The organism is Enterobacter sp. BIDMC 29 (assembly GCF_019378755.1).
GTDB classification, from domain to species: Bacteria; Pseudomonadota; Gammaproteobacteria; order Enterobacterales; family Enterobacteriaceae; genus Enterobacter; species Enterobacter ludwigii.
The window spans coordinates 2,370,615-2,386,961 of record NZ_CP080000.1 but is presented as its reverse complement, the minus strand read 5'-3'; the positions used below and the strand labels follow the sequence as shown (position 1 = coordinate 2,386,961).

Here is a 16,347-nt window from a genome sequence, read left to right as displayed (position 1 = left end):
AAATATTTTTAATGTAGTTTGCTGAATTTAAATGTTTTTTCTTCTCACTTGATGATAAGTGCTAAATTCTTAAGCTCTCTGTGCTTTGTAAAAGTTCCTTGATAGTTACATTTTGAAACATGTTTATCGTGAAATGAAACATTTTCAAAGTTTTCGTATCATATTCCCGTTGGATTATTCTGTAATTTTGCGGAGAATGAAATTGCCGACTGGTTAATGAGGGTTAATCAGTAAGCAGTGGCAATTATAAGGCATATAACAGAGGGTTAATAAAATGAAAGTTAAAGTACTGTCCCTCCTGGTACCAGCTCTGCTGGTGGCAGGCGCAGCAAATGCGGCTGAAATTTATAACAAAGATGGCAACAAATTAGATCTGTACGGCAAAGTTGATGGTCTGCACTATTTCTCTGACGACAAGAGCAATGATGGCGACCAGACTTACATGCGTCTTGGCTTCAAAGGCGAAACCCAGGTTAACGATCAGCTGACCGGTTACGGCCAGTGGGAATACCAGATTCAGGGCAACACCTCTGAAAGCGACAACCAGTCCTGGACGCGTGTGGCGTTTGCGGGTCTGAAATTCGCTGACGCGGGTTCTTTCGATTATGGTCGTAACTACGGTGTGATCTACGACGTAACGTCCTGGACTGACGTTCTGCCAGAATTTGGCGGCGACACCTACGGTGCAGACAACTTCCTGCAATCCCGTGCTAACGGCGTAGCAACCTACCGTAACCAGGACTTCTTCGGTCTGGTTGATGGCCTGAACTTTGCTCTGCAGTATCAGGGTAAAAACGGCAGCGTAAGCGGTGAAAACGATTCCGGTCGTAGCACCCTGAAACAGAACGGTGACGGTTACGGCGCGTCTGTGACCTACAACCTGGGCGAAGGCTTCAGCATCGGTGGTGCGATGTCTTCTTCTAAACGTACTGCTGACCAGAACGACACCGCTAACCTGGCGCTGAAAGGCGAAGGCGATCGTGCTGAAGTTTACTCTGGTGGCCTGAAATACGACGCCAACAACATCTACCTGGCGGCGCAGTACTCTCAGACCTATAACGCAACCCGTTTCGGTAACTCTCAGAGCAGCAGCGACATTTACGGCTTTGCTAACAAAGCACAGAACTTCGAAGTGGTTGCTCAGTACCAGTTCGACTTCGGTCTGCGTCCATCCGTGGCTTACCTGCAGTCCAAAGGTAAAGACATCGAAGGTTACGGCGATCAGGATCTGCTGAAATATGTTGATGTTGGCGCGACTTACTACTTCAACAAAAACATGTCCACCTACGTTGATTACAAAATCAACCTGGTTGATGAAAATGAATTCACCCGTCAGGCGGGTATCGGTACTGATGATATCGTAGCGCTGGGTCTGGTTTACCAGTTCTAATCGCTTCATCGTGTGACAAAGGGGGCCTTATGGCCCCTTTTTCGTGCCTTTTCGGTTCTTACAATTCACCCTTTTGGTGTACTCTTGCCGCCCTGGCATGAGGATAATAATGAATGGACATGACTTTTTTACGCGCCAGCTTCCTGGCTATACTTTTTTTCCTGACAGCATGTGACTCTTCCACGCCTGTGGCCAAAACGGATGCTCCCGCGGCGACGGTGCTGGAAGGCAAAACGATGGGCACATTCTGGCGTGTCAGCGTGATGAATCTCGATAAGACACGCACTGACGAACTTCGCAGCAAAATTCAGTCGCAGCTGGACGCCGACGATCAGCTTCTTTCGACCTACAAAAATGACTCTGCGCTGATGCGCTTTAACCTCTCTACCAGCACTTCCCTGTGGCCGGTGAGCGAAGCAATGGCCGATATCGTGACCGAATCAATGCGCGTGGGCTACAAGACCAACGGCGCGATGGACGTGACCGTGGGGCCGCTGGTTAACCTGTGGGGGTTTGGCCCGAACAAGCAACCTGTCACCACGCCTGACCAGGCGGCGATAGATGACGCCCGCGCCCGGACAGGGTTACAGCACCTGACGGTGATCAACCAGTACGGACAACAGTACCTGCAAAAAGATATTCCCGATCTGTTTGTTGATCTGTCGACGGTAGGGGAAGGGTATGCGGCAGATCATCTGGCCGCGCTGATGGCCCAGGAAGGTATTTCGCGTTACCTGGTGTCCGTGGGCGGCGCGTTAGTCAGCCGCGGCATGAATGCCAGCGGTAATCCGTGGCGAGTGGCGATTCAAAAACCGACCGACCAGCAAAACGCCGTACAGGCGATTGTAGATATTAACGGTCACGGTATCAGCACCTCCGGGAGCTACCGTAACTATTATGAACTCGACGGGAAGCGGATTTCGCATGTGATCGATCCGCAGACCGGTCGCCCTATCGCGCATAATCTGGTCTCGGTGACGGTCATTGCCCCCACCGCGCTGGAAGCCGATGCCTGGGATACCGGTTTAATGGTCCTCGGTCCGGAGAAAGCCAAAGAGGTGGTCCGCCAGGAAGGACTGGCTGTCTATATGATCACCAAAGAGGCTGATGGCTTCAAAACCTGGAGTTCGCCGCAGTTCGACAGCTTCCTGGTAAGTGACAAGAATTAAAAAGCAAGGTTGCGGGTTTTTAATCAGTGGCACTCGGGCACGCTGTATGTATGCTTGTAAGAGGAGCTGATGATGAAAAAACCGACCTTTACTACCGATGACGATCGCTGGCTGGCCGTGCTGGCTCGCGATCCGCGTGCTGACGATCAGTTTGTCTTTGCCGTGCAAACGACGGGGATCGTCTGTCGTCCGTCCTGCCGTGCCCGCCACGCGTTACGTAAAAATGTCCGCTTCTATCCCGATGTAGATCATGCCCTTCAGGCAGGGTTTCGCCCGTGTAAACGCTGTCAGCCGGACAAACGCGATCCGCAGGAACAGACGCTGGCAAAAGTTGAACATGCCTGCCGTCTGCTGGAGCGCGATCCCGCGTTAACGCTGGAAATGCTGGCGCAGCAGGTCGCCATGAGTCCTTTCCACTTCCACCGCTTGTTTAAGTCCGTTACCGGTATGACGCCTAAAGCCTGGCAACAGGCGGCGCGGGTACAACGCCTGCGTACCGCGCTTGCGCAGGGGGACAAAATTACCGATGCCGTGCTGGCCGCCGGGTTTCCTGACAGCAGCAGCTATTATCGTCAAGCCAATGCTGCGCTGGGCATGACGGCGAAGCAGTACCGCAAAGGGGATGTGGCCGTGCGTTATGCGATTGGTGAGTGTTCGTTAGGCCGTTGCCTGGTGGGTGAAAGCGAGCGCGGGATCTGCGCGATTCTGCTGGGTGACGACGATGCGACATTAACCGAGGAGCTTTTGACGCTGTTTCCCAAAGCAGAGCGAGAAACGCTGGAAGGAGAATTCGCCCGGCGTATTGAGCGGGTGATTAGCGCTATCGATGACCATACCGTGCCGCTGGCACTTCCGCTGGATATTCGGGGCACCGCTTTCCAGCAGCGTGTGTGGCAGGCGCTTCGTGACATTCCCCGCGGTGAAACGGCAAGTTATCGCCAGGTGGCGCAGACGATCGGTAGCCCAGGCGCTGTGCGTGCGGTGGCGGGAGCCTGTGCCGCAAATAAACTGGCCGTTATCATCCCCTGTCACCGTGTTGTTCGTCACGACGGTGCGCTTTCGGGCTACCGCTGGGGGACAGAACGAAAGGCGTTGTTACTGAAACGTGAGGCAAAGAACCCGGAGGGATAATGCTCGATCTTTTTGCGGATGCGGAACCCTGGCAGGAGCCCCTTGCGCCCGGCGCGGTGATCCTGCGCCGCTTTGCGCTTTCCCGCGCGGCGGCGCTGCTTGCCGGCATCGATGAGGTGGCGGCGGTCTCGCCGTTTCGACACATGGTGACACCCGGGGGGTACACCATGTCGGTGGCGATGACGAACTGCGGGGAACTGGGCTGGGCGACAAACGCGCAGGGCTATGTATATGCCCCGGGCGATCCTGTAACCGGCCAGCCATGGCCGCCGATGCCTGACGTTTTTCGGGCGCTCTGCCATGACGCCGCCGTTGAAGCGGGCTATGCCGACTTTCGCCCGGATGCCTGTCTGATTAACCGCTACGCCGTGGGGGCAAAGCTCTCGCTGCATCAGGACAAGGATGAACCCGATCTGCGCGCGCCGATCGTCTCGGTATCCTTAGGCCTGCCCGCGGTCTTCCAGTTTGGCGGATTACGCCGTAACGATCCGCTGAAACGGCTCATGCTGGAGCACGGTGATGTGGTGGTTTGGGGCAGGGAATCGCGGCTTTTTTATCACGGCATTCAGCCCCTCAAACCGGGAGTACATCCTCAGACCGGCGAGTTCCGCCTTAACCTGACGTTCCGGCAGGCATCCCGTGGCCAATAAAAATAAGAATTATTCTTGATGTAACCGTCCGGCAGTTTAAACTGCTGGCTGATTTTTATTGCCCGGATTGCCTGCATGCAACTACTTCTCCTCGTCTGGCGTCAGTATCGCTGGCCCTTCATTGCCGTCATGGCGTTAAGCCTCGCCAGCGCCGCGTTAGGTATCGGCCTGATCGCGTTTATTAACGTGCGCTTGATTGAAATGGTCGATACCTCACTCGCCGTCCTGCCGGAGTTTCTTGGCCTGCTACTGCTGTTGATGGCGGTGACGCTCGGCTCGCAGCTGGCGCTGACGGCGCTGGGACACCATTTCGTTTTCCGTCTGCGCAGTGAATTTATCAAGCGTATTCTGGACACGCAGGTAGAACGCGTTGAGCAGCTTGGAAGTGCCTCCCTGCTGGCAGGGCTGACCAGCGACGTGCGCGCCATTACCATTGCCTTCGTTCGTCTGCCGGAGCTGGTGCAGGGCATTATTTTGACCTTTGGTTCGGCGGCGTATCTCGCCTGGCTCTCCACAAAAATGCTGGCTGTCACTGCGCTGTGGATTGTTATCACCATCTGGGGCGGTTTTCTGCTGGTGTCGCGCGTCTATAAACACATGGCGGTGCTGCGTGAAACCGAGGATAAGCTCTATAACGATTACCAGACCGTGCTGGAAGGGCGTAAAGAGCTGACCCTGAATCGCGAGCGTGCCGAGCATATCTTTAACCATCTCTATATTCCCGATGCCCGCGAATACCGGCATCACATCATTCGCGCCGATACCTTCCACCTGAGCGCGGTGAACTGGTCGAACATTATGATGTTGGGCGCCATTGGCCTGGTCTTCTGGATGGCGAACAGTCTGGGATGGGCGGATACCAACGTCGCGGCGACCTATTCACTGACGCTGCTGTTTTTGCGTACACCGCTCCTCTCCGCCGTGGGCGCATTGCCAACGTTGCTGAGCGCTCAGGTGGCGTTTAACAAGCTCAATAAATTCGATCTCGCACCGTTTAAAGCCGAATTCCCACGCCCGCAGGCCTTCCCGAACTGGCAAACGCTGGAGCTGCGTAACGTCATGTTCCGCTATCAGGACAACGCTTTTTCCGTCGGACCGGTAAACCTGACGATTCATCGCGGCGAACTGCTGTTCCTGATTGGCGGTAACGGTAGCGGGAAATCCACGCTGGCGATGCTGCTCACCGGTTTATATCAGCCGCAATCGGGCGAGATTTTGCTGGATGGTAAAGCGCTGAGCGCGGAGAAACCTGAGGATTATCGCAAGCTCTTCTCGGCGGTTTTCACCGATGTCTGGCTCTTTGATCACCTGCTGGGGCCGGAAGGGCAGCAGGCTAACCCTGCGCTGGTGGAGAAATGGCTTGGGCAACTGCAGATGTCCCATAAGCTTGAGCTTCAGGACGGTAAAATCCTGAACCTGAAACTCTCGAAGGGGCAGAAAAAGCGCGTGGCGCTGCTGCTGGCACTGGCTGAAGAGCGTGACATCATCCTGCTTGATGAATGGGCGGCAGACCAGGACCCGCATTTCCGCCGCGAGTTTTATCAGGTGTTACTGCCGCTGATGAAGGCGATGGGCAAAACTATTTTCGCCATCAGCCATGACGATCACTACTTCATTCATGCCGACCGTCTGCTGGAGATGCGCGACGGCAAGCTCAGCGAGTTGACCGGCGAGGAGCGCGATGCGGCGTCTCGTGATGCGGTAGCGCGCACGGCCTGATGTCTCGTCTGCCCCTCTCCAACCGGGAGAGGGGATAAAATCGCGGCCGATGTGCCGCTTTTTTATGCATCCCGTCCCGTTGTTTATTCTTATTTACATATCCCCGCGCTATGCTTAATGCCATCTCATTTCATGGATTTATGATTGATGTCGGTATTAAAGAAAAACAGCGCCCGGCAGCGTGACCAGGAACGTGCGCGTCTCATCTGGCTTCTCACGACCGATAAAGCGGTCACGTCTGCGTTACTGGGCAAACTGACCCTGGCTGAGCAATATGATGTCGGCACTTTAGCCGACGATATTGCTGAGGTAGGGGCACTGGTTGCCCATTTGCCCCCGCCCGACCTGGCGGATACCCTCGAAGCACTTCCCTCGGAAGAGCGTCACGCCCTGTGGCGTCTGGTGCAGGATCACGAGCGCGGGCAGGTGCTGCTGGAGGCGTCGGAAAACGTCTGGGATGACCTTATCGATGAGATGAGCGACCGGGATATTCTTGATGCCCTGCAAACGCTGGATATCGACGAACAGATTTACCTTGTTCAACACCTGCCGCGTAACCTGACCGGCCGACTGCTGGCCTCGCTGCCTGCCGATGAGCGGGCGCGCGTGCGCCAGGTGATGCACTACGATAAACACAGCGTTGGCGCAATTATGGAGTTTGGCGTCATCACGGTGCGCCCGGACGTCACGCTCGGCACGGTGCAGCGTTATTTACGCCGCCTGGGGAGTATGCCCGACAACACCGATAAACTGTTCGTGACCTCGCGGGATAAAACCCTGCTCGGTGAGCTGGAGCTGAAAACGATCCTGCTCAACAGCACTCAGCGGCGGGTGAGCGAGGTCATGGAAAACGAGCCGATGGTCTTCTCGCCGGAGGATGACGCGGAAAAAGCCGCGCGTACCTTCGAACGTGACGACCTCGTGAGTGCGGCGGTGGTGGACTCGGTCGGCAAGCTGATGGGACGTCTGACAATCGATGAGATCGTTGACGTGGTCTACGAAGAGACCGATAACGATCTGCGTGCGCTTGGTGGGATCAGCGCCGAAGATGACGTCCATGCCTCCGTGGGCAAGGCGGTCAAAACCCGCTGGGCCTGGCTTGCCATTAACCTCTGTACCGCGTTTATCGCCTCCCGCGTGATTGATGGCTTCGAACATACCATTTCGCAGCTGGTCGCGTTAGCCTCGCTGATGCCGATTGTGGCCGGGATAGGCGGCAACACCGGCAACCAGACCATCACCATGATTGTTCGCGCGCTGGCGCTGGAGAACATTCAGCCGGGTAACTTTGCCTTCCTGATCTTCAGAGAGATGGGCGTGGCGCTGATTAATGGCCTGGTGTGGGGCGGAATTATGGGCGGCATTACCTGGTGGCTGTACGACGATATGGCATTAGGCGGCGTGATGATGCTGGCGATGGTGCTGAACCTGCTGGTTGCGTCGATGATGGGTGTCATCATCCCGTTGACGATGACAAAACTCGGGCGCGACCCCGCAGTGGGGTCGAGCGTGATGATCACTGCCATCACCGATACGGGCGGTTTCTTTATTTTTCTTGGGCTGGCAACGCTTTTTCTTCTTTAACCCGACGCTTAATTCGGGCGGGAAGGAGTGCCATCACGATAATCCCGCCCAGCACGCCAATGGCCAGGTTGCCGGTTGAAACCGTGGCTGCAACGGTCACCAGCATCACGACCGTTTCCGCAATGGGGGCATTTTTCACCGTCGCGGGCTGCAGGCTATGCCAGCTGAAGGTTTTGACGGCGACAATCGCCATAATCCCGGCCAGCACGGCCATCGGGATGCGGGCCATCACTTCACTCAGCGCCGTCACCAGCACCAGAAGCACCAGACCGGCCGCAACAGTGGAAATGCGGCTGCGGCCTTTGCCCATCTCCACGTTGACGATGGTTTGACCAATCATGGCGCAGCCTGCGATACCGCCATACCAGCCGGCCAGAATGTTACCGATGCCCAGACCAATGCTTTCGCGGCGCTTGCCGGACGGGGTTGCCGTCAGCTCATCCACCAGTTTTGCCGTCAGCAGCGACTCCAGCAGACCCACAAACGCAATGCTTAATGCGCATGGCCAGATAATGCTCAGCGTATCGGTGTTCAGCGGGACAATCAGCTGCGTCAGCCCGGGCAGGCCACCGCTCATAGTGCCTTCGTCACCCACGGTCGGCAGGATTTGCCCGGTGGTCACGGTAAACAGGGTTAACACCACAATGGCAATAAGCGGCGCGGGGATACTTTTGATATAGCGGGGCACCCAGAGGACGATCAGCAGCGTCAGCACAAACAGGCCCACAATCAGCGGGCTTCGGCTCCAGAAATGGGGAACCTGGGCGAAGAAAATCAAAATACCGAGCGCGTTAACAAACCCGGTCATCACCGACTGCGGAATAAAGCGCATCAGTCGCGCCATACCGAGCACGCCGAAGAGGATCTGGATCGCCCCGGCCAGCAGAACGGCCGGCAAAATGTACTGCACGCCATGCTGATGCACCATCGGGCCAATCACCAGCGCCACGGAACCCGCTGCCGCCGTGACCATTGCCGGGCGGCCGCCGAGCACGGACAGGGCAAGACACAGCACCACGGAAGCAATCAGGCTGACTTTAGGATCAACCCCTGCCACGACAGAAAACGAAATCACTTCAGGAATAAGCGCCAGGGCAGTAATCACGCCCGCCAGCGTTTCACGCATCAGCAGCCGGGGAGAGCGTAATACCGAGGCGACATGGCCTTCATGGGGTAAAGAAGAATCGGGTAATGACATAACACTTCGCAGGTTAGGGCAGGCTTCCGTGCGCGCGATCACAAAACGCAACATACTAGCCAGAAAAGCCGCCTTTTGCCAGCCGCATAGGTAATCCCTCACAAACAATCCATCATTAAATTTCACAATTACAATAATTTCTTAACCTTTAAACACCATTTAAAAGTTGTTACCGTTCCCGCGCAGCTTTTTTCACCTGCAATTTCCACGCATCACGCACTTTTACACTAAGGCATAAATTATGAAAAAAATGACTGCCATGCTCTTGTCTCTGGCCGTGGGGCTGAATACCGTCTCAATGGCGGCAAAAGCTGACACGCCAAAAGAGCAGGAAACGGACGTCCTTTTAATTGGTGGCGGTATTATGAGCGCCACGCTGGGAACCTATCTGCAAGAACTGCAGCCGGACTGGTCTATGACCATGGTCGAGCGCCTCGATGGCGTGGCGCAGGAGAGCTCGAACGGCTGGAACAACGCCGGTACGGGCCATTCGGCACTCATGGAACTGAACTACACACCGCAGAAAAAGGACGGTTCCATTAGTATCGAGAAGGCGGTTGAGATCAACGAAGCATTCCAGATTTCTCGCCAGTTCTGGTCTCACCAGGTGAACAGCGGCGTAATGCACGATCCGCACTCCTTCATCAATACCGTGCCGCACATGAGCTTTGTGTGGGGCGAGCAGAACGTTAACTTCCTGCGTGCGCGCTATGCGGCTCTGCAGCAGAGCACGCTGTTCCGCGGCATGAAATACTCCGAAGATCACGCGCAGATTAAAGAGTGGGCTCCGCTGGTCATGGAAGGTCGTGACCCGAACCAGAAAGTCGCCGCGACCCGTACTGAAATTGGTACTGACGTGAACTACGGCGAAATTACCCGCCAGCTGGTAGGTTCCCTGCAGAAAAAAGAGAACTTTAATCTGCAGCTCAGCACCGAAGTGCGTGGCTTTAAGCGCAATGCGGATAACAGCTGGAGCGTGACCGTTGCCGATCTGAAACACAATGAAGAAGAGCACGTCATCAAGGCGAAGTTTGTCTTTATTGGTGCGGGCGGCGCGGCGCTGAAACTGCTGCAGGAAACCGGTATTCCGGAAGCTGACGATTACGCAGGCTTCCCGGTGGGCGGTCAGTTCCTGGTGTCTGAAAACCCGGAAGTGGTGAATCGTCACCTGGCAAAAGTCTACGGTCAGGCTTCCGTTGGTGCGCCACCCATGTCCGTTCCGCACATCGACACCCGCGTGCTTGACGGTAAACGTGTGGTGCTATTCGGGCCATTCGCGACCTTCTCCACGAAGTTCCTGAAAAACGGTTCCCTCTGGGACCTGCTGAGTGCGACCACCACCTCTAACGTTAAGCCCATGATGGACGTCGGTCTGGATAACTTCGATCTGGTGAAATACCTGATTAGCCAGGTGATGCTCTCTGACGATGAACGCTTTGACGCGCTGAAAGAGTACTATCCGCAGGCGAAGAAAGAAGACTGGCGTTTGTGGCAGGCGGGTCAGCGTGTACAGATCATCAAACGCGATCCGAAAGAGGGCGGTGTACTGCGTCTGGGTACCGAAGTGGTCAGTGACAAAGAAGGCACTGTTGCTGCGCTGCTGGGTGCGTCACCGGGGGCTTCTACCGCTGCGCCAATCATGCTGCATCTGATGGAAAAAGTATTTAAAGACAAAGTTGCCAGCCCGGAATGGCAGGCAAAACTGAAAACCATTATTCCTTCTTACGGCACTAAGCTGAACGGTAACGTTGACGCGACGGAACAGGAACTGGAATACACCAGCCGCGTTCTGCAGCTGCAATATGTGAAGCCGCAAGCTGCTGCTGACGCAGCACCAAAGGCAGAGCTGAAGCCTCAGGCGGAAAACAAACCGGTCGCGGATATCGCACTCTGATGTGAAAAAGCCGGGTAGCGTTAGCGCTTACCCGGCTTATTAAACCGCACAGTATCATGGCCGGGTCAGGCGAAGTCGCCACCCAGCTTATCCTTAACGGACTTCTGCGGTGCCCGTCTCTTCTTCCGCCTTCCACACGCGATATTTCACTTCCACGTTTGCAGGCGTATAAACGACGATTGGCAGCTTGCTGTTATAGCGCAGCAGACTGTTGTCACCCAGATACGCGGTAACAAATTTCTTCTCTTTCTTGCCATCCGGGCAGGCCATCATGGTCGAAACCGGAGAGGTCACTTTATCAAAGACGTAATAGTCGTAGCCCCAACCTTCCAGGGTTTTGCTTTCCAGCTGACCGCCCAGACGGTGCTGGTTGCAGTCCACTTCCAGCGTCTGGCCAATTAACAGTTCCACTTTGAAATTCGCTTCATCCTGCTGAGCGGGTAACTGAATGACCTGACGCTTCATCCCTTTTTCCGCTTGCGGATAAGGCGCTACTTTTTCCAGAGGCTGCGCTTTAGGGGTGTCGCTGGCGAAAGCGCTGGTGCTAACGCATGCGGCGGCAATCAGGGCAATGGCAAATTGAGGTGCTTTTTTCACAGTCATTCCTTTATGTCAAACTATCAGGCACAGGTTAACATAATGTTCGTGAATGGTTAGTGTAATTTACTTACATTTTCAATATTTGCAGCGTATAAAACTCTATTCATGCGCAATGAATGGTTGTTTGTACTGCATTGGAGTCTGGCGGCAGATCGTGTTATTTTAAGCGCCACATAATGTTATTCATCTGTGAAGGGAAGAGAGAGATGGTACGTGCAAAACTGAAAACACCTGAAGGCCGCAAGTTCCTGTTGGCGCTACTGGTTGTGTTTATGATTGCTGCCGCGTGCGTTGGGCGGGCAACCATTGTTGGCGTTATTGAACAGTACAACATTCCTCTCTCTGCCTGGACGACCAGCATGTATGTCCTGCAATCAGCGATGATCTTTGTTTATAGCCTGGTGTTCACCGTGCTGCTTGCCATTCCGCTGGGTATTTTCTTCCTGGGTGAGCGTGATAAACACTAAACGCCTTTCCAGCGATAAAAAAGCCAGCCTGAGCGCTGGCTTTTTTATTGGCTCGTTGTTCTTCCTCAGGTTTTTTAATCCGTCGTATCCTATTCTGTAAGCAGTCAGGCCACTGTTTTCAGAGCAGGAGTTACAGATGCTTTCCAGATTTACGGTACTCAGCCGGATCCCTCGTGGGGTCTGGGTAGTGGGTGGCGTCAGTATGTTGATGGACATCTCGTCAGAGAGTATCCACAGCCTGCTTCCACTGTTTATGGTGACTACGCTTGGAACGAGCGTGTTGGTTATCGGCCTGATTGAAGGGCTCGCGGAGGCTACCGCTCTCTTTATCAAAGTCTTTTCGGGGGCGATTAGCGACTATCTTGGCAAGCGTAAAGGGCTGGCGCTACTCGGGTATGGCCTCGGTGCGCTGAGCAAACCCTTTTTCGCCCTCGCATCCTCTTCGGGGATGGTTTTAGGCGCGCGCCTGATGGATCGTGCGGGGAAGGGGATCCGCGGTGCTCCACGGGATGCACTGGTCGCAGATATCACCCCGCCGGAACTGCGCGGGGCGGCATATGGCCTGCGTCAGTCTATGGATACCACCGGCGCATTTCTGGGGCCACTACTGGCCGTGGGGTTAATGCTGCTGCTACACAATGATTTTCGCGCGGTTTTCTGGATAGCCCTGATCCCCGGCTTTCTTTCGGTTGCGCTGCTGTATTTCGGCCTGAAGGAGCCGAAAACCCCTGTCGAACATAAACGCACTAATCCCATCAAAAGAGAGAATTTAACGCGGCTGGGAAAATCGTGCTGGTGGGTCATTGGCCTGGGGGCGGTATTCACACTGGCACGTTTTAGCGAGGCTTTTCTTGTCCTCCGTGCGCAACAGTCTGGCGTTCCCCTGGCCTTAATCCCGCTGGTGATGGTGGTGATGAACGTGATCTATTCTTTCTCGGCCTATCCGTTTGGCAAACTCTCTGATGTTATGAGCCATACCCGGCTTCTGCAGTGGGGACTAGTCGTATTGATTGCCGCTGATATCGTTCTGGCCCTGAGTACCCACTGGATCGGTATTATTGTCGGCGTTGCGCTCTGGGGCATGCATATGGGGATGACTCAGGGGCTGCTGGCCGCGATGGTGGCCAAAACAGCGCCTGCGGATTTGCGCGGTACGGCGTTTGGTCTTTTTAGTCTGGTCAGCGGGGTCGGGTTACTGATGGCCAGCGTGGGTGCCGGCGCTATCTGGGAACTGTGGGGCGCAGAATATACCTTTTATGCCGGCGCGGTGATTTGTTTGCTGACGCTGCTTTATCTGCGTAAAACGCCTGCCGAAGTGCGGTAAGAATACGGTTATTAAAATGCTTGTCTTTTTTTAGTCGTACGAATCAGGGCTGGACAGCATTCATGTTGATTCAACCAGCCCTGTCATCAATTCCAATAAATTCCTGCCTCTGTAATTAGCCTCCACGCTATACCGCCTCGTTGTTCAATTATCACACCTCTTATCGCGTGAAATCCGGGCATGTATCCCTCTCTGTATTGCTGACGGTGTCTGGCTTGGGGCCGTATCAGCTATGCAGGGACAGGGCGCTTTATCCAGAGTGAGGGATGCTTTCGTTACGTCAATGCACGCGCACTGAAACATTATTTCACTTTTTTATGCAGGATAATGAACCGGAAAAATTCACCGTCTGAGTGTTATTGACTAAAAAAATGATTGGTTGCGATAACAATAGAGATGTTTTGAAGCGAATTAACAGGGAAATGTAGTGGCTGAGTTGATTGTTATTTCTACGATTTGAATTAGGGATATTGATAAATATCAAATGTGTAATCGTTTACAGTCGTTATTATGCGCGGTTTGAAGTGCTTGTTTCGTTTGTTGAAAAAAGTCCCCGACATGTGCCGGGGTAGTTAATTGTTGTTTCTGTTTTCCCTTAACATAAATTAAAGGTAATTATTGTAATGAACCGCCATTCTATCATTTCTTTATCCGTAATAATTGCGCTTTCATGCGGAAGTGTGAACGCCTTCGCTTCTAATTTCATGACCATGGATGAAAAAGCCACTGCTATTCAGTCGATTCGCAATGAAGCCAATCAGGCCATGGAGGATAAGCAGGCTGCATTAAAGGCTTACAATGCCGACCGTTCACCTGAAAATATGGCCCGTTTAGGGGACATCGAAAACAGCTTACGCACTGCAGGCGATCGTATTAATGCAGTACAGGCAACTGAAACGGCTCCCGATGCGCCGCGACCTGTAACACAAAGAACGCCGCAACCCCTGCAGCAGAAAACGCCACACATTACGGGCACGACTTACCGGAACGCTGTGATTTCAATGCAGCAAGTCACAACAGGGCCAGCCTTACCTGCAGGAACTGCCGTTAACCCCCCTGACGCCACCAAAACGTCTGCAGTGGCTGCGCCACAAATCACAGGCACAACTTACCGCGCCGCAGTCGTGTCTATGCAGCAAGCGACAACAGGTCCAGCCTTACCCGCTGGCACGGCGGTTACTGCGCCCTCGCTTACTCATACTCCAGCCACCACGAAAGCACCTGATAACGTTACAAGTGTTGCCATAACAAAAGACACGGGCTCGATTAACGTTGCTGTGTCCAGTATGAAGCCGGGGACGCCTGTGAATATCACGATTAATGGTGTCACCACTACCACCACCGCAGGGGAGATCGCCAAAGTCGATCCGAATGTGCAAATCGCAGTTCCGCATGTAGACGCGTTGATCGTCTCTCAGCGTCAGGGAAGCGATCATAGCCGTAATAACTCACGACATGAGCATGGAACGGGGAACGGCAGCAACAATGCAGCCAACAGCAACAGCGCCCACGGCTTAGGCGGTGGCAATCATATTGGTGGTGGTAGCGCTCAGTCTGGCTCCAGAAACGTGGGTCACTGGTGATAGTAAATCTCTTGATGGGGTGGTTTTTGGGGGTTGTCAGTGGCTGGTGTATGGCTGGAATAGTGGCAAACCTGAAAGAAATCAGGCGACAACATGTCGAATTTGGGAAGTATTTTAAGTGAAACCCTTAAAAAAAGCGTTACTGATGAAAAAGGATCAGTGGATATTAATCATTCTGGCAGCGGTGACTACAACAGCATGTAGCATTGCTTCCCAACCCGAAACGGATGCATTAAGCACCCGGCCTTTCATGGGGGGAAATGGTAAACGTGTTGCGGCAATGTCAGATTTTCAAATCTGCGAGGCGTTGGGCTATGCACAGGCCCACCACGAAACGAAAGTTTACAACACGCTTTCCGCATTGTTGGAGCAACGCCAACAGGCGGGCACGCTCAGGATCGCTCAGGGTGATTGCACCGCAGCAGCGCTAAACGTCATCAATGAGGAAAAGGCCAAAGTGAAACAGTAACGCATCAGGGGGGCCTAAACGGGCCCCTTTTTTTCCAGTGAGTTACATGACACGAAATTACCTTTGCAGAAATACAAAAACAACCCGGAAGGGTTGGTTTTCAAGATTATGTTGGTCGGAAAAACGCTTCTTGGGGATGTCCTCATGTGGCTTATGAAGACATTACAAACATCGCGGTGTGTTAATCAATGGGGAGCAGGGTAGGGTTAGATATGTATCAGCTCAGACTCGTTTTGGCTGTCTCAATACACCGAACCAAACCTAATATGGCAGTAAACGCTCAATCGGGACGTAACAGATTTGGACTTACACTCGTAGCCCATCCACACTTACTCGTGGCAGATCAATTACTGTCTTAATGCTTGTTTCGATGCAGTCAATGATGGACGCACGAGGCCCGCAGCGCCAGTCTGCGCTCGCGTAGAAAGAATTAAGCACTGTATTCATATTTTCAATACTTTCAAAGGCTCGAATGAGATAGTAGCAATCAAGATCGTGCAGAGAGTTACCAAACGACACCACATCGATGCCGTGGCGTTGATGTAGGGGAACGCTAATTTCTGCCATGACGTTATGAAAAAATGCTCCGGTGCCTTTGTGTAAATTGTATTGCAGTATCTCGACTGTTTTCATCATCACTGCTCCAGACGTTGGTGTATCGCACTAAGTCGATTGTCCAATGTTATTGTGTTACACAAAGGAAAATTATCAGCTAAAGTCCGCGCCAGTACATTCGATATGAGGGCTTCAACGAAATTCATTCATTTGTAAGCCACATATCAGACTCTTCAAACATATCCTCCAGCATGCGGTTCAACTTTTCACGATCGCTTTTGCTGGCATCGCTATTGAGTCCGTTAGCCTGCATAGGCTTAACCTTCACTTCAGCATCAGGGAAGATGTTATGCACTCGCTTCGTAAGCTCGGCCAATATAATTTCTCTGGCTCCATCCAGGCCCTGAACATTTCGCTTATCGTAAACCAATTCAACAAACATAAAACCTCCGTAATAACTTCAAGTGGGGGAGGTATTTTTACTGTAAAAATATACAGCGTCAAGCGTGGCGGAGTGTTTTAAGGGGGGGTTGTTGACCGTTGGTGCTGAAACTACAGGTAATGATTCCCATCAGAAATTAAGCAATAAAAAAACCAGCCATAGCTGGCTGGTT

General features: G+C 53.3%; 15 protein-coding genes. 11 read left to right on the top strand and 4 right to left on the bottom strand.

What is annotated here, in order from left to right:
* Window positions 1–274 precede the first annotated feature (274 nt).
* The 6 genes from JTA15_RS10680 to mgtE all read left to right on the top strand — a co-directional run bounded on the left by JTA15_RS10680 (window position 275) and on the right by mgtE (window position 7,643).
* Window positions 275–1,390 carry a porin OmpC gene (locus JTA15_RS10680; protein WP_020883165.1) on the top strand — a complete coding sequence of 372 codons (1,116 nt, stop codon included), beginning with the start codon at window positions 275–277 and terminating at the stop codon, window positions 1,388–1,390.
* A 113-nt stretch (window positions 1,391–1,503) separates the two neighbouring features.
* On the top strand, window positions 1,504–2,559 hold the full coding sequence (apbE, locus tag JTA15_RS10675) for an FAD:protein FMN transferase ApbE (RefSeq protein WP_032680573.1): 1,056 nt from the start codon (window positions 1,504–1,506) through the stop codon (window positions 2,557–2,559).
* Between the two features lie 72 nt (window positions 2,560–2,631).
* Window positions 2,632–3,690, top strand: a complete 1,059-nt coding sequence (gene ada, locus JTA15_RS10670) for a bifunctional DNA-binding transcriptional regulator/O6-methylguanine-DNA methyltransferase Ada (protein WP_219373250.1) — start codon at window positions 2,632–2,634, stop codon at window positions 3,688–3,690.
* The gene (alkB, locus tag JTA15_RS10665; protein ID WP_020883168.1) at window positions 3,690–4,340 is read left to right on the top strand and encodes a DNA oxidative demethylase AlkB; all 651 of its coding nucleotides are present in this window, start codon (window positions 3,690–3,692) and stop codon (window positions 4,338–4,340) included. The genes ada and alkB overlap by 1 nt, the downstream gene beginning before the upstream one ends.
* Before the next feature lie 75 nt (window positions 4,341–4,415).
* A complete protein-coding gene (locus JTA15_RS10660) occupies window positions 4,416–6,059 on the top strand; it encodes a multidrug ABC transporter permease/ATP-binding protein (protein ID WP_014170954.1) in 1,644 nt (547 codons plus the stop codon).
* Window positions 6,060–6,206: 147 nt separating this feature from the next.
* Window positions 6,207–7,643, top strand: a complete 1,437-nt coding sequence (gene mgtE / locus JTA15_RS10655) for a magnesium transporter (protein ID WP_020883169.1) — start codon at window positions 6,207–6,209, stop codon at window positions 7,641–7,643.
* Here the strand turns inward: mgtE and JTA15_RS10650 are convergent.
* The gene (locus JTA15_RS10650) at window positions 7,606–8,895 is read right to left on the bottom strand and encodes a SulP family inorganic anion transporter (RefSeq protein ID WP_219373210.1); all 1,290 of its coding nucleotides are present in this window, start codon (window positions 8,893–8,895) and stop codon (window positions 7,606–7,608) included. The genes mgtE and JTA15_RS10650 overlap by 38 nt on opposite strands.
* A 187-nt stretch (window positions 8,896–9,082) precedes the next feature.
* On the opposite strand from JTA15_RS10650, the gene mqo reads away from it, so the two are divergent.
* Window positions 9,083–10,735 carry a malate dehydrogenase (quinone) gene (gene mqo, locus JTA15_RS10645; RefSeq protein WP_014170951.1) on the top strand — a complete coding sequence of 551 codons (1,653 nt, stop codon included), beginning with the start codon at window positions 9,083–9,085 and terminating at the stop codon, window positions 10,733–10,735.
* Window positions 10,736–10,828: 93 nt separating this feature from the next.
* Here the strand turns inward: mqo and eco are convergent, their stop codons facing one another.
* Complete coding sequence (eco, locus tag JTA15_RS10640; RefSeq protein ID WP_040018015.1) at window positions 10,829–11,332, bottom strand: serine protease inhibitor ecotin; 504 nt, start codon at window positions 11,330–11,332, stop codon at window positions 10,829–10,831.
* Between the two features lie 209 nt (window positions 11,333–11,541).
* Here eco and JTA15_RS10635 point away from each other — a divergent pair, with 209 nt between their 5' ends.
* The 4 genes from JTA15_RS10635 (at window position 11,542) to JTA15_RS21810 (ending at window position 15,178) form a co-directional block, all read left to right on the top strand.
* The gene (locus tag JTA15_RS10635) at window positions 11,542–11,802 is read left to right on the top strand and encodes a DUF2534 family protein (RefSeq protein WP_045908702.1); all 261 of its coding nucleotides are present in this window, start codon (window positions 11,542–11,544) and stop codon (window positions 11,800–11,802) included.
* A 136-nt stretch (window positions 11,803–11,938) separates the two neighbouring features.
* Complete coding sequence (locus tag JTA15_RS10630) at window positions 11,939–13,126, top strand: MFS transporter (protein ID WP_219373209.1); 1,188 nt, start codon at window positions 11,939–11,941, stop codon at window positions 13,124–13,126.
* Window positions 13,127–13,749: 623 nt separating this feature from the next.
* On the top strand, window positions 13,750–14,709 hold the full coding sequence (locus tag JTA15_RS10625; protein WP_219373208.1) for a hypothetical protein: 960 nt from the start codon (window positions 13,750–13,752) through the stop codon (window positions 14,707–14,709).
* 118 nt (window positions 14,710–14,827) lie between these two features.
* Window positions 14,828–15,178, top strand: coding sequence for a hypothetical protein (locus tag JTA15_RS21810; RefSeq protein WP_240485678.1), 351 nt, complete (start codon window positions 14,828–14,830; stop codon window positions 15,176–15,178).
* A gap of 306 nt (window positions 15,179–15,484) precedes the next feature.
* On the opposite strand, the gene JTA15_RS10615 is transcribed toward JTA15_RS21810, so the two are convergent.
* Window positions 15,485–15,811: an NIPSNAP family containing protein gene (locus JTA15_RS10615; protein ID WP_059306695.1), complete on the bottom strand. Its 327-nt coding sequence runs from the start codon at window positions 15,809–15,811 to the stop codon at window positions 15,485–15,487.
* A gap of 124 nt (window positions 15,812–15,935) precedes the next feature.
* Complete coding sequence (locus JTA15_RS10610) at window positions 15,936–16,175, bottom strand: DinI family protein (protein ID WP_014170944.1); 240 nt, start codon at window positions 16,173–16,175, stop codon at window positions 15,936–15,938.
* Window positions 16,176–16,347 lie beyond the last annotated feature (172 nt).